The 14,254-nt window shown below is 48.1% G+C and carries 15 protein-coding genes; 12 read left to right on the forward strand and 3 right to left on the reverse strand.

Features of this window, described 5'->3' with window-relative positions; translation table 11 throughout:
- Positions 1-59: 59 nt before the first annotated feature.
- The 3 genes from HPY71_10185 to HPY71_10195 form a co-directional block, all read right to left on the reverse strand.
- Entirely contained in the window at positions 60-389 is a 330-nt protein-coding gene (locus tag HPY71_10185; GenBank protein ID NPV53877.1) for a type II toxin-antitoxin system RelE/ParE family toxin, read from the reverse strand.
- A 2-nt stretch (positions 390-391) separates the two neighbouring features.
- Positions 392-640 (reverse strand): type II toxin-antitoxin system Phd/YefM family antitoxin, encoded by a 249-nt coding sequence (locus HPY71_10190; GenBank protein ID NPV53878.1) that lies wholly within the window; start codon positions 638-640, stop codon positions 392-394.
- Between the two features lie 85 nt (positions 641-725).
- Positions 726-992, reverse strand: a complete 267-nt coding sequence (locus HPY71_10195; protein NPV53879.1) for a hypothetical protein — start codon at positions 990-992, stop codon at positions 726-728.
- 453 nt (positions 993-1,445) lie between these two features.
- Between HPY71_10195 and HPY71_10200 the strand changes: the two genes are divergently transcribed.
- The 12 genes from HPY71_10200 (at position 1,446) to HPY71_10255 (ending at position 13,820) form a co-directional block, all read left to right on the forward strand.
- Positions 1,446-2,222, forward strand: a complete 777-nt coding sequence (locus tag HPY71_10200) for a GntR family transcriptional regulator (GenBank protein NPV53880.1) — start codon at positions 1,446-1,448, stop codon at positions 2,220-2,222.
- A gap of 149 nt (positions 2,223-2,371) precedes the next feature.
- Positions 2,372-3,814, forward strand: coding sequence for an NAD-dependent succinate-semialdehyde dehydrogenase (locus HPY71_10205; protein NPV53881.1), 1,443 nt, complete (start codon positions 2,372-2,374; stop codon positions 3,812-3,814).
- Positions 3,815-3,882: 68 nt separating this feature from the next.
- On the forward strand, positions 3,883-4,278 hold the full coding sequence (locus HPY71_10210; GenBank protein ID NPV53882.1) for a cupin domain-containing protein: 396 nt from the start codon (positions 3,883-3,885) through the stop codon (positions 4,276-4,278).
- A 70-nt stretch (positions 4,279-4,348) separates the two neighbouring features.
- Entirely contained in the window at positions 4,349-5,878 is a 1,530-nt protein-coding gene (gene xylB, locus HPY71_10215; GenBank protein NPV53883.1) for a xylulokinase, read from the forward strand.
- Positions 5,879-5,889: 11 nt separating this feature from the next.
- On the forward strand, positions 5,890-6,861 hold the full coding sequence (locus HPY71_10220; protein NPV53884.1) for a phosphoglycerate dehydrogenase: 972 nt from the start codon (positions 5,890-5,892) through the stop codon (positions 6,859-6,861).
- A gap of 45 nt (positions 6,862-6,906) precedes the next feature.
- Complete coding sequence (gene eda, locus HPY71_10225; protein ID NPV53885.1) at positions 6,907-7,554, forward strand: bifunctional 4-hydroxy-2-oxoglutarate aldolase/2-dehydro-3-deoxy-phosphogluconate aldolase; 648 nt, start codon at positions 6,907-6,909, stop codon at positions 7,552-7,554.
- A gap of 176 nt (positions 7,555-7,730) precedes the next feature.
- Positions 7,731-9,050, forward strand: coding sequence for a sugar ABC transporter substrate-binding protein (locus tag HPY71_10230; GenBank protein ID NPV53886.1), 1,320 nt, complete (start codon positions 7,731-7,733; stop codon positions 9,048-9,050).
- Positions 9,051-9,107: 57 nt separating this feature from the next.
- Positions 9,108-10,022 (forward strand): sugar ABC transporter permease, encoded by a 915-nt coding sequence (locus HPY71_10235; protein NPV53887.1) that lies wholly within the window; start codon positions 9,108-9,110, stop codon positions 10,020-10,022.
- Positions 10,022-10,834 carry a carbohydrate ABC transporter permease gene (locus HPY71_10240; GenBank protein NPV53888.1) on the forward strand — a complete coding sequence of 271 codons (813 nt, stop codon included), beginning with the start codon at positions 10,022-10,024 and terminating at the stop codon, positions 10,832-10,834. The genes HPY71_10235 and HPY71_10240 overlap by 1 nt, the downstream gene beginning before the upstream one ends.
- Before the next feature lie 253 nt (positions 10,835-11,087).
- Positions 11,088-12,230 carry an alcohol dehydrogenase catalytic domain-containing protein gene (locus HPY71_10245; GenBank protein NPV53889.1) on the forward strand — a complete coding sequence of 381 codons (1,143 nt, stop codon included), beginning with the start codon at positions 11,088-11,090 and terminating at the stop codon, positions 12,228-12,230.
- A gap of 29 nt (positions 12,231-12,259) precedes the next feature.
- Positions 12,260-13,447: a hypothetical protein gene (locus HPY71_10250; protein NPV53890.1), complete on the forward strand. Its 1,188-nt coding sequence runs from the start codon at positions 12,260-12,262 to the stop codon at positions 13,445-13,447.
- Between the two features lie 175 nt (positions 13,448-13,622).
- On the forward strand, positions 13,623-13,820 hold the full coding sequence (locus HPY71_10255; GenBank protein ID NPV53891.1) for a hypothetical protein: 198 nt from the start codon (positions 13,623-13,625) through the stop codon (positions 13,818-13,820).
- Positions 13,821-14,254: the final 434 nt, after the last annotated feature.

The following is a 14,254-nucleotide window of genomic DNA, read 5'->3' on the forward strand; positions in this document are numbered from 1 at the left end:
CATCCGGCGGATGAAAAGAGACTCCCTTTCAGGGAGCTTCTTCCTTATGGAACCGCAAATTACCTATAATCCTTAAGGAGTTCTTCTACGAAAAGAATGGACAGGTAATCTCGCACGCCATTCAAAAGGCGATAAACCGAAACGAATTCTCCCTCGATTTTGTAAAAAATGAGGTAAACGCCGCAGGCAAGGAAGCGGTAATCCGTTTTTATATTGATTTTAGCGCTGAGTGAGGCTCCCATCTCGGGGAAATCAGCCAGCTTTTCTATCTTGGAATATATGGTATCTCTTATTTTCGCGGCTGCTTCGGGATTGTTCTCGGTGATGTAGGCTTTTATTTCCTGCACATCGGCAATCGCCACAGGGTTGATTCTGATTTTGAATTTCACGCTCAGACCTCCAATGCTTTCTTGAGGTCATCAAGTGATTCCCATTCCTCTCCTGTTTTAATCGCATCTTCTGCCTCGGAGAGCTTTGACAACAGCTTAATCACCGCCTGCTGTTTTTCGTATTCCTGTATATCCAAAAGAACATAGCGGCCTCTGCCGTTTTTTGTCAAAAACACGGGCTCCCCAACATGGCAAGAGCGGAGAACCTCGTTATAGTTTCTTAAGTCTGAAACCGGTTTAATGTTTGGCATTCTTAACACCCCCATGATTTGCTGTTATTATTATACCCTAGAAGTTCATAAAATAAAACGTCAGATTTCACAGCAGGTCATAAGCTTAACCCATCTGGATGATAACTGCGAGGTAGTTCGTAATGGATATCGTAAGCTTAAGATAAGCGCCAGGTTTGGTGTTATCAACATAGAACGTCAGGTCGCCTTCTGCAAGACTTGCGGGAAGGACTTCATCCCCCTCAACAGTGTCCTTCCCGAGCATAATGGGATGGTCATAACAAAGGGCGTAGGATAGGATAGACTGCGAATACAATGGAATGGCATTGTGGAGAAGGCAAACGACCCTTAATATCAGCTTCAACAGCTTCATCCGCCTTCATCCGCCGCACACGATGTCTGCCACCGGCATCGTCCATCAGGAACAGTGCTAACTATTAACACTGTCGGTCGGGAACAGTGCTGGCCATTAGCGCCGTCTATCAGGAATAGTGCTAGCCATTAACACTGTCCATCGGGAATAGTGCTGACCATTAGCATCGTACGCCGCGGATAGTGTTAGCCATTAGCATCATCCGTCAGGAACAATGTTAGCTATTGGCATTGTCAGTTGAGAATAGTATCGACTATTAGCATTGTCCGCCAGGAACAGCGTTGGCCATCAGCATCATTATCCATCCCAGCGTTATGCGCGCTAATAATTTTTTGCTGGACAAAGGAGGAATCAGGCGGGCTACGTCGTATATATAATAACGTCATGATGTTATGATGGCACTATGTTAAATTTGAATCGCTTAGGTTTTGGATACTAAGAAGGGAGCAGCTTATGGGTAACGAGCTACGTTTGTGTAAGGTACCACCTATTCCACTATACTACCAACTCAAGGAGATCATTCGTCAACAAATTGAGGACGGCATTTATAAACCTGGTGACGCCATCCCCAACGAGACGGAGCTTCAAGAGAAATATAAGCTCAGTCGATCCACGGTAAGGAAGGCTGTGGAGGAACTGGTTGCTGATGGGTTGCTTATAAAGCGACAAGGGAAGGGGACATTTGTCCAAAAACCCAAGATTACTCAGAACCTTAACCTTATTACAAGTTTTGGCGAAACGTTGGTTGCCAGGGGCTTAACACCGAAGATCTCGAATGTAGAGGTGGAGGAGATTCCTGCGCCTGCGAAGATAGCACAAATGCTAGGACTGAACGTTGGAGACCCTGTTATACATATATTTCGCCTTTATCTAGCAGACGACGATCCAATAGCTTTAATGACCAATTATCTAATACCTCAACTCGTTCCGGGTCTTTCTCGGGAGGATTTATGTAAGTACTCTCTTTATCAAATCCTTGAACACAAATACGACTTGACATTAGCCACAGCAGATGAGACCATGGAGGCTCGATGTGCAGACGAATATGAGGCCGATATGCTTAATGTAGTAAAAGGCGCCCCGCTTCTTCATGTAACTCGTGTCACATACTCTTTGGATGGGTCCCCCATAGAAGTGGCGATAGTTACCTCGCGGGCAGACAGATATAGTTACTCGATCAAATTAAGTGGCCGCGAGAAAAGCAAGCGACTCATCGGGATATCTAAATAGGTTGATGTTTTATATTCATTCTTACGCCATGCGAAGGATAGATACAGGGTTATTGACTCGAGTCCCAGAAAGAGTTAGATGGCTTAACGAAATCTACATCATGGTATTATTAACCGAAGTACCCTATAAGATTAGGAGGTTATACTGTTTTGAGAGATTACAGGTTAATTGTAAATGGTGAGCTAGTTGAATCGGTCAGTGGTAACCGATTTAATGTAATCAATCCGGCGACGTCTGAGGTGATAGGGAGCGTCCCCGATGGTGTGCCCGAAGATGCTGTTTCCGCCCTGCAAGCCGCAGAGCGGGCGTTTCCAGGTTGGGCGGCTTTGCCTCCAACCGTTCGTGCTGATTACATGCATAAGAGCGCTGAACTTATTAGAGCAAGGAAGAGAGATATAGCTGTCACCTTGACGATGGAGCAGGGCAAGCCATTGCGGGATGCTGAGAAGGAAGTCCAGGATGCCGCAGCTGCTATCGATTTCTTCGCAGATGAAGGGATACGAATTAGAGGGGAAGTTATTCCGACAGGGGTAACTAGCGCCCTGAGTATCGTTGTTAAACAGCCGATCGGGGTGTGCGTTGCTATCACCCCTTGGAATTATCCCGTCTCGCTTTTGGCGTGGAAAGTCGGTCCTGCACTGGCCGCCGGATGTTCAATTGTAGCGAAACCCGCCTCGGAGACGCCTCTATCTAGTATTGAATTTGTCCGGTGCTTCCTGGATGCAGGGGTCCCTAAAGGAGTCATCAATATAGTGACCGGGTCGGGGGGCAAGATAGGCAGGGAATTGGTACAAAATCCGATCACAAAAAAGGTGGCCCTCACAGGTTCGACTTTGGTGGGTAAGTGCGTGGCGAGCTTGGCAGGCGAGCACCTTAAAAAGGTTTCTCTTGAGCTTGGAGGGCACTCCCCGTTTATTGTGTTCGGAGATGCCGATCTTAAATCCGCGGTCGCCGAGGGAGTCCGGCGGTCCTTCCGAAATATGGGGCAGATCTGCAATGCAGTAAACCGCATTCTCGTTCATGAATCAATCGCTGATGAGTTTATAGACATGTTCGTCGAGGGAACCAAGAACATGACGATCGGAAACGGCCTGAATAATCCAGACGTTGATCTGGGGCCTATGGTAAATGAAGAGGGCATCAAGAGGACGATGACGCATATCCAGGATGCCTTGGACAGGGGTGCGCGCCTTCTATGCGGCGGGAGAAAGCCTGCTGGGAAGGAGTTTGAGAGGGGTTTCTTCCTTAAGCCGGCCGTCCTGGTCGATGTCCCCCGAGATTCAATAATAATGCAAGAGGAGACGTTTGGACCTGCAGTAGCTATAGTTAAGTTTGAGTCTTTAGACGAGGCGATTCATCTTGCTAATGCCACTCAATATGGGCTTGTAGCCTATGCATACACCCAAGATATAGAAACAATCATCACTCTCGTAAACATGCTAGATTTCGGAACTGTGTGTATAAACAATACCGTGGCGGCGAGCGTCCAGGCTCCTTATGGAGGGTGGAAGGAAAGTGGGGTGGGGGTCGAATTGTCCCACCATGCCATGGATGAGTACTTGCACATAAAACATGTGAGAATTCAGGGTTAATATGATTGACTACACGCCGGCCAAACAGAGCTATACTTGAAATATTGTGATGGGAGTTGAATGAATTTATGGGAGTTAGGGTTGCAAACTTAGAAACGGTTGCTCTACAACCTAGCGATCATTCCTTCTGCCACCTGCGAGAAAAGAAAGAATCCAATGTCCTTCGAGATTCGTGGGTGCTTATTTCTCCGGAGAATTCACCAACAAGAACATTAACGGCCGGTTATACCACCGTCTATCCCGGATGCCGTACTGGTGGACATTCTCACGAGGACTATGAAGAAGTTTATCACATTACCAAGGGTAAGGGTATCATGACAGTGGGCGAGGAAGAATTCGAGGTCTCGGCCGGAGATACTTTTTTAGTCCCTTTTGGGCTTTACCACACCGTACGCAATCCTTACCAAGGCGTGCTGGAGTACTTCTGGGTGATTTCTCTAAATCATGAGAAGGCACAGAAGTAGGGGGAAATCAGCATTGGCTGGCATGCGATAAAGTCTGCTGAAGTTAAGGAGAAGGAGCGTTACAAGGCTTATGCTGAGGCGGACGTGTCTATTAAGTGTGGATATCGGAACCGAAAGCGCCCGCGCGGCTCTTCTCACTCCAGATGGTCAGGTTGTGGCCAGTTCCTCTCAAGAATACGCGCTCAATTGCCCGCACCCTGGCTGGGCGGAACAAGATCCCGAGAGTTGGTGGGGGGCTACTGTCTACAACATCCGGACGATCCTCGAGAGAGCCCCTGATGTCGACGTCGTTGCCGTCGGCATCGGCGGACAGATGCACGCACCGGTACCTATTGATTTAGAAGGTAGATTGGTGTTTCGCGCTATTCCGCTGTGGTGCGACAAGCGTACCGAGCCTCAATGCCAGGCGGCCCGGGTCATTCTCGACGAAGAAGAATCGCTGCGGATCACGGGAAATCCCATTGTTGCCTCATGGACGGGCTTCAAGTTTAAGTGGATCAAGGAAAACCACCCGGAGGTATATGTCAGGACGGTAAAGTTCCTGTCCTGCAAGGATTATTTGAATCTGCGTCTGACGGGCCAGTGTTTCACTGATTACTCTGAAGCTTCGGGGACCTACCTCTTTGACGCTAAGTGCGGTGCATGGTCGGCTGAGCTATGTTCAGCCCTGGGTATAGACCCCGCGAAGCTGCCGGACATTGCCAATGCGTCCGATGTCATAGGCACGGTGACAAAGGAAGCGGCGGAGTTGACGGGCTTGAAGGCGGGCACCCCCGTGGTAGCGGGTGGCGGCGATATGATGTGCATTCTACTTGGAGCAGGAATCGTCTCAGATGGCATGGCCTGCGATATAACGGGGACTGCCGCAGATATCTCAGTTTTCACTCCCGAGCCGTTATATGATATGCGGTTGATGCATCTACACCATGTGGCTCCCAAAGGGGGCTGGATTTCATTCGGTATTTTGGATTCGGGTGGCGGGAGTTACAAATGGTTTAAGGACAACTTTTGTCTTGCACAGGTCGAGGAAGCGCGTGAAAGGGGAATTTCGCCCTACCAGGTGCTGAGCGAGGGGGCCGCCACCATTCCTGCCGGGTCCGAAGGACTTCTTTTCTTCCCGTATCTTTTGGGGGAACGTACGTTGGGTAGCAGCGCCAGCCGTGGTGTATTCTTTGGTTTCACTCCCAGACATACCATTAACCACTGTTCGCGAGCCATTATGGAAGGGGTAAGCTTCGATCTGCGTCAGAGCCTTGAGATTATTGAGGCGAAAGGCGTGCCTATCAACGAAGTTCGCGCCATCGGAGGAGGGGCGAAGAGCCCGGTTTGGTGTGAGATTAAATCCAACGTTTACGGGAAGCCCGTAAAGACTTTGGCGAATTTCGAAGGTGGTATCGTGGGGGCGTCGATGCTTGCGGGTCTTGGCGTGGGTCTTTACAGCAGTGTAGAGGATGCAGTGGATTCATTGGTCAGGTTGGAGAAGGTATTTCCCCCGGATGCGGAATTAGCGCAACGATATGATAGGTTCTATGAATTATATAAATCCTTGCACGACAGTTTTCAGCCTTATTATAGAAAGCTCTCGGAGTTGGTAAGTTAGGAGCGAGAGAGATGGGATGGAAGGTATTGATCACCGCACGCTCTTTCGGGCAAGGAGACCCCGAACCCTTTCGGATTTTGACGCAAGCGAAATGCGAGGTAGTAAAGAGCCCTCTCGATCGACCTCTTACGGGAGAGGAGTTGGGAAAGCTGATTGGAGATGCCGATGCCGTGATTGTCGGCAATGATATCGTAGATGCCTCCGTTATCGAGAGGGGAAGGGCTTTGAAGGTGATCTCCCGCTATGGCGTGGGCACCGATAATATCGACATAGCGGCCGCCTCAATGAGGGGTATCTACGTGACGAACACCCCGGGCGTAAACGACCACTCCGTGGCGGATCTTGCTGTTGGGATGATGATTGCATTAGCTCGAGGTATCCCCAAGGTATGCAACTGGACAAGGGCCGGGGAATGGAAACGATTCTTCGGGTCGGAGGTTTATGGCAAGGTTTTGGGAGTAATCGGTGTTGGACGCATAGGTCGTGAGGTTGTCCGCCGGGTACAGGGCTTTGACATGCTCACGTTATGCTACGATATCAAGCCCGATCAAGAACTCATTAATAAATATCAGGTAGAATACCTGGATCTTGATGAAGTGTTACGGAAGGCGGATTTCGTCTCTATCCACGTGCCTCTCCTGCCATCTACGAGAAAGCTCATCGGGAAGCGCGAACTGGGTTTGATGAAGCCAACCGCTTATCTTATCAACCTTGCGAGGGGCGGTATCGTGGACGAGGATGCTCTATATGACGCTTTACAGGGAGGGGTAATAGCCGGCGCAGCTATCGACGTGTTTGAAAAAGAGCCTCCAGTAAATTCCCCTTTGATTCAGTTGGATGACATAATCGTTACCCCTCACATCGGGGGTTACACTGTGGAGAGCGTGAAGCGAATGAGTACCCTCGCGGCTGAGAATGTCATATCAGTGTTGCGGGGCGAGGCCTGTAAATACGTGGTTAACCCGGAGGCCCAGAGGGCATGATTGGCCGCCCGGGGCGTCATCTTCAAAAATCGAGAGGTGGTCATTTTGGACCGGCCAGGACAGCTCGAGTTGATCAAAGAGACTGGTGTAGTGGCAATTGTGCGGGGCACGAATGCTGACACAATGTTGAGGGTTGCCGATGCCATCCATGCAGGGGGCGTGCGGGCCATAGAAGTGACCATGAACACCCCAGATGCTATCGACATGATCCGGATCCTCTCTACCGAGGTAAGCGATAGGATGCTCGTTGGGGTTGGTACTGTCCTTGATGCCCCAACTGCGAGGATGGCCATTCTCGCTGGCGCACAGTTTATTTTGGCGCCAAACCTGGATGAGGAAGTTATAAGAATCTGTCACATGTACGGGAGGCTCGTTATCCCCGGTGTGTTAACTCCTACGGAGGTTGTGAGGGCCTGGAGCCTGGGTGCTGACATTGTAAAAATATTCCCGGCTGGTTCCGTGGGGCCGCGCTATATCCGTGAGTTGCGAGGTCCGCTGGGGCACATTGATATGATGGCTGTCGGCGGCGTAACTGTAGAGAACGCTGGAGATTTTATTCGAGCGGGTGCCGTTGCGCTGGGTGTCGGCAGCGAACTTGTTGACCGAAGTGCAGTGGCGGAGGGGAGGTTCGATACACTAACTAGAAACGCTAAGGCTTTTATCGGTGCTGTTAAAGAAGCTAAAACGGGGTAGATAGGGTAGAGGCATCAGCTCGAGCTCTCAGCTATGAAAATAGGGAAAGAGAGAAACAGATACACCAAACATGTGACAGACTGGAGGTGAAGAAGGAGTAATTAGATAAAATTGCATAAAGAGTTGTTGAGATAATCATAGTACTGGAATCTAAAATATTTTGGGAGGAATGGGGCATGTTAGAGGTATTTCGGAAAAATGTTTACCAGATTATATTTCTACTAATTTGCCTTATTGTGGGGATGGCAGCAGCAACGCAAGGAGCTTCTAAACCGTATGCCGGTCAGACTGTTAAGATTATAACTTGGGAGACTGCGACCGCAACAGCTATACAAAAGCTAATACCTGAATTCGAGAAAGAAACTGGTATTAAGGTTATGTTCGAAATATACCCTGAGCCTGTGCTCCGCGAGAAGGTTATGCTTGATTTAGCCTCCCGGAGCGGCGCATATGATATCTTTTTACTCGATGGTTGGCTGACTGCCGAGTACGCGAAGGCGGGTTATGTAATTCCACTGGATGATCTTCTCAAGAACAATAAGAGTGAATGGTTCTGTGAGGACTTTGCTCCAAAGTACCTCGATGCCCTCCGGTACGATGGTAAGCTTTGGGGGCTTCCGTACTACGGCCATGTCGGTATCCTGATGTATAGAAAGGACCTATTTGAGAAACTTGGTCTGGGTGTTCCGGAGACTACTGATGAGCTCATGACGGCTGCAGCTAAACTGACGCAAAAACCGGATCGTTACGGCATTGCTTTCAGGGCGATTAAGGGTGAAGACAATACCATCATAACTACCTCCTGGACATGGGTCTTTGGTGGCCGCTGGCTCGACGAGAAAAACATGCCCGTAGTTGACAGCCCGGAGTTCATCAAGGGTGTAACATGGATCAAGGATATCCTTCAGAAGTATGGTCCGCCCGATGTATCGAGGTACAGCTGGGTGGAAGTCGAGAAAGCATTTACAACCGGCAGAGTCGGGATGATCTTTGATGCATCGGATTTCGTCGGCAGGATCGAGGATCCCAAGCGGTCTCAAATTGCGGGTAAGATCGGCTACGCCCTAGCCCCGGCCGGCCCCAATATCCCCAGAACGAAAAGGTATGCGTCTCATTTGTTCACCGCGGGCATGGGTATCAACGCGGACTCAAGGCACAAGGAAGCCGCGTGGCTTTTCCTTCAGTGGATGACAAGTTCGGAAGTGCAGCAGAGAACACTCCTGGAAGGCAACAATACCGGTGTAACCAGTCTGGCTGTTCTTAACAGCAATCAATTCCGAAAAGCTTACCAGGGGGTTGACGTGATACTCAAGGCATTGGAACTAGCTAATCCTGAGTACATGCCGCATATCACCGTATATTCCGAACTGTGCGACATTATCGGCACACACATTTCTGCAGTAGTAGCTGGTATGGAGGAACCAGCAGATGCGATGAAAAAGGCAAAGCTTGAGATGTACCGGGCACTTAGTCGAGCAGGTTTGATTAAGCGCTAAGCCTAGTTAAAGGCCGGGAGGAGCCCGAATGAGGGCTCCTCCATAAAGGATGAAGTATTGGATAAAACTGGGGGGAAATTCGTGCGTTTATTACCGCAGCTCGGGTATAGACAGAAAACATTGATAATGATGTTGAGTCCCGCGATCCTAGTTTTATTAGTCATAACTGTATTTCCCTTTTTCTACTTAGTAGGAGTGAGTTTTAGCGGGCTTGAACTAGCTAAGCCTTATCTGGGATCTCCATTTGTGGGATTTGCAAACTATATAGACTTACTAACTAATGAACGGTTTTGGAACTCTGTCAAGCTGACGGCAATATTCACTGCTTGTGCATTGACAATCGAGTTTCTCGCAGGTTTTGGGTTGGCGCTTATGTTGAAGGATAAGTTTCCCGGTAAGAACCTTGTTTTGCCGCTATTCCTTATTCCAATGGTCATACCTCCTGTTGTAGTTGGTCTGAGCTGGCGATTTCTGTTTGATGCTACCATCGGTTTTGTTAACTATATAATCGGATTCCTCGGAATATCTGGTAAGTCATGGCTAGCCGATCCGTCTCTAGCCCTCATTACTATCATCGTGGCCGATATCTGGCAATGGACACCTTTTATGATGCTGGTGCTCCTTGCTGGCTTCCAGTCGCTCCCCATCGAGCCTTTTGAAGCGAGTAAAGTGGACGGAGCGACCGGATTCCAGACCTTTAGATACATAACGTTGCCGCTCATGCAAGGAGCTATTATGGTAGCAATCTTAATACGTAGCATTGATATTTTTCGCGCCTTTGACGTGATATATATGATGACTGAGGGTGGACCAGGGACCGCTACGGAGACTATGAGCATTTATTCTTATCTTATGGGATTTAGCTATTTTAGGACTGGTGCGGCATCTGCCTTCGCGGTAATTATGCTGGCAATTACAATATTTGTCTGCCAAATCTTTCTTAAATTCATGAGGCGGGAGGAAGTAACCTAATGAAGTGGCCGAGGTTAGCTCTTACATATGTCGTAGTCATACTCTCTCTTGTGTTCTTCCTGTTCCCGGTTTACTGGGTTCTTTCAACGTCCCTGAAGACCGAGGTGCAAGCGTTTTCCATGCCGCCGGTCTGGTGGTTCAAGCCCACTTTAGAGAACTACAGGGCAGTCGTTACGGGCTCTTATCTTAGATCTTTCCTTAATAGTCTTATAGTGAGTGCTGGTAGCATCGCCATTTCGCTTCTTATAGGTACACCAGCCGCTTATGCTCTTTCTCGATTCGATTTCAAAAGAAAAAAGGACCTGGCTTTTTGGATTCTATCGACCCGGATGGCTCCGGCTGTGGGCGTTGCTTTGCCGATGTTTTTATTCATGAAATTCTTCAAGCTCATCGATACTCACTTTTCCCTCATCATACTTTACATCACATTTAACCTTTCCTTTGTTATTTGGATGATGCGTGGTTTTTTCGAAGAGATACCGAAAGAGCTTGATGAATCGGGATTGGTTGACGGGTGCTCACCTTTCAAAGCGTTCACCAGGATTGTGATGCCCCTGGCGGCACCAGGGCTAGTGGCTACTGCCATATTTTGCTTTATCTTTTCGTGGAATGAGTTTTTCTTTGCCCTCGTGATGACCCGCACGGCGACTAAAACAATCCCGGTAGCAATTGCAGGATATATTGGGATATACGGGATACGCTGGGGGGAAATGAGTGCTGCGGCGCTAATTGGTGCTTTACCCATCATAATCTTCGCATCACTGGTCCAGAAACATCTAGTGCGCGGGCTTACACTTGGGGCGGTCAAGTAGGTTCATTTGTCAATTTCATGAATCGACGTATTACCCCAGCCTAGCATCTGACGCTTATAGATGTATTTGTTTACATCTTCGGCGAAAGGCGGCTGCGATCAAATATTCAAAGCCAAACTTGTTGGAGTGGAACATATTGAGGTTGTCGAGGGACCAAAGCCGTTTCCTCGAGAATGTGAAGCCCTTGTATCCATCTCGTCCGAATAACTCTCATCGCTACTGAGCACAAATACGGGAATTAGGAGGAAGTGCAATGGTAAATCGTGTAAATGCTATGGTTACCAAGAAGCCGGGATTGATCGAGCTACAAGAGTTCCCTTATCCCAGAGTCGCCAGCGATGGCATAATTGTCAAAACAACAATGGTAGGAGTATGTGGGACTGATCCCCATATATACCGGGGCAAGATGGAATGTGATTTTCCAGTTATTCAAGGGCATGAATGCATTGGCGTTGTTGAGGAAATTGGAGAAAATGCACATGAAGCAATGGTAGTGGTCGGAGGCCCCTTAAGGAAAGGAGATCGTGTGACTTGGTTCCCTGGAATAAAGTGTGGAAGATGTTGGACGTGTATGTTCCTGCCTTCAAACAACCATTACCTTTGCGCTAATCCAAAGATGAAGTTTGGCCTTGGAACAACTTGCGAAAAACCTCCGCATCTCTTTGGTGGATTCTCAGAATACGTTTATCTCATTCCAGGGACTTGGGTGTACAAAATTCCGGATGAATTGACTGATGAGGAAGCGGTACTTATTGATATCCTGAATGTGCCGAGATTGGAAAAAGCACAAGCTCCAGCTGTGGCCGTAAATGAGGGATTTAATACGCTTGATACTGTAGCCATTCAAGGTGCGGGCCCGATTGGTATTGCTACGGCGATTCGCTCCAAGCTTCTTGGTGCTGGCAAGGTGATTATGCTTGGCGCACCTAGAACCCGTCTTGATCTCGCTAGGAGATTTGGAGTGGATCATATTATCGATATCAATGAAGTAAGAGATCCAAATGAACGGGTGAAAGCTGTACTAGAACTTACCAACGGTCTGGGCGCGGATGTGGTAGTCGAGGCGAGCGGTAATCCCTCGGCTATCAAGGAGGGATTGGAAATGGTTCGGGTAGGGGGCGTCTATTACGAACTTGGATGCACAACGGATACCGGAACCGTGGAAATAAATCCATTTAGACATTTATGTGCAAAAGACATCAACCTTTTCGGACAGTGGGGTACCCCTCCTCAAGAATATTATACGGCTATAAAGATACTGCAAAAGTATAAGCATACTTATCCTTTCGCCGAATTGGTTACCCAGTTTTTCCCGTTGAGGGATGTCATTAAAGCAATCGAATGTGTAGAGAATATGGATTGCCTGAAAGCAGTTATTGATTTTCGGTTACATTAGATATTCGCCTCATAAGGGGGACGTGGACGATGCGTAATAATAGCAACAGCCAAAAACTCGATAAGATTAAGGATCTAATGGAACGCGTTAACTATTTGGTGGAAAGCGATGAAAATAAGAGGCGATTGGAAAAGTGGGAATCCGTCGCAGGGCTGCCGAACATTTTTACCCGACACCTCCCCAAAAAGGGACTATCAACCGTTCCGTTTATTGCCGATTTAGATAGGGAGATGTGGGGGCAAGTGATGGGCATTGAGATAGAGAGGATTTACCAAGACCCTTACGCCTACGTAGAGTTTGAGCTCTCCAAAAAGATCTTTGCCTTCGAAAACTTCAAGGACGATAATCCGATAACGAAGTATATAACTATGTGGTTTGGAGTCGGTTTTGTTGAAAGCCTTTTGGGTATAGAACAAGAGCCTGCGAGAGCCGGGCACGAGCCGTGGGTGGGTAAGGGGATTCTTTTTAAGGAACGAGAGGACCTAAAACGATTTGAGCTGCCCGATTTTCAGCGGAGTGAGCCTGCCCTTCGAGTCAGAAGGGTATATTCACAGTTAAAAGAGATTGTGGGTGATGAATTCGAAGTTATCTTCCCCGAATGGGATTTTGGGCCATTCGGAACTGCATTGCATCTTAGAGGGACGGAGAATCTCTTGATAGACTTTTTGGAGGCGCCTGAGTTTGTGCACGATCTGATAAGGTTAATAATGGACGCCAAATTCAGCTGGTCTAAAGCGAGGGCAGAGTTCCTTGGTGTTTCGGTTCAGCCCCTGTATCTCGCTAATGATGATATCAATGTGCCCTTGATTTCCCCAGAAGCGTATAAAGAGTTTATCCTACCGTATGAGAAGGAAATCAGTGAGTTTCATGGTGGCATAGATTACTGGCATAGTTGTGGGCGTATAGATCCTGTTCTCCATTATATTAAGGAAATCCCAAAATTGAAGATGATCCATATCAGCCCCTGGACCGATCTTGAAAAGGCGATTGAGATCATCGGGACCGATCACATAATAGAGGTTGTATTGAACCCGATAGATGATGTAGAAAAAGCGACTCCCTCACAGATGGAAAGTAAGCTGAAAGAGATAAAACGTCTGTGTGAGGGTCTAAATTATACCATCCGGGCCGATGCATTTCAAATAGAGAGTTCTTTGGAAAACGATTTGAAACAGATAACTACGTGGATCGAAAAAGCTCGTGAAGTCTTGCAATAAAGAATATCTCTAATAACTACGATCCTTTAGGATTTTCGAGAGTATGCACGTTTATTCTTAAAAAGGAACTGGATCTATCTGTGACTAACAGAGAGCGAGTGCTTAGCCGATATTTCGCAGGTTCGACATTTCGAATTGGGACCCGGGATTTCATATACCTCATGGGCCGTTCAACTTGATACTTCCGTCGAGTTCGCTCGAAGATATCCTTCAGTGGATACTCCTCGCCATCCACCAGGTTCGTGACAACCGGGTAAACCCCGTCCCTATACTCGAGCTTGCGAAGCTCCTCCTGATCTACCCCATACTTGAGTTCCAACGCTGCTGTTCCATCGTTATGAACTTCCACCACTTTCGGATGGCCGTAGACTGACTTTCGGAACGCCTAATTCTTTGTCCACGGCCATCGCCAACTTGATCTGCTTTAGATCGCTCCTGTGGCCCGGGTTATATCCGAACTTGATACCTAAGTTTGCAGCCCGTCGATGCATTTCCCCTGCTAACAGGGCATTTTCTGTCGGAAGCCCATTTTGCAGTCAAACGCTCGCCGCTCATGCCAGTGAATATCCGCCACCGGGCTGCCGTTGTACAGTAACTAGTTACAAAAAAGGTGCGCAAACCCTTCTGCCATAAGGTCCTGTGACCATTGCACCTTGAAAAATGATTGTTACTACATCTCTTTCTTGGCAGGTTTCATAGCATAGAACCTGGGTGGGAGCTTTAGTTTCAGCTTTTCCAAGAGGCCCTTTACCTCCGCCTGGAGTGGATTTGTCTGCCAGACCTCGCCTGATGAAGCCCGGTGGATGC

This window comes from Bacillota bacterium, assembly GCA_013178125.1.
Classification (GTDB): domain Bacteria; phylum Bacillota; class SHA-98; order Ch115; family JABLXJ01; genus JABLXL01.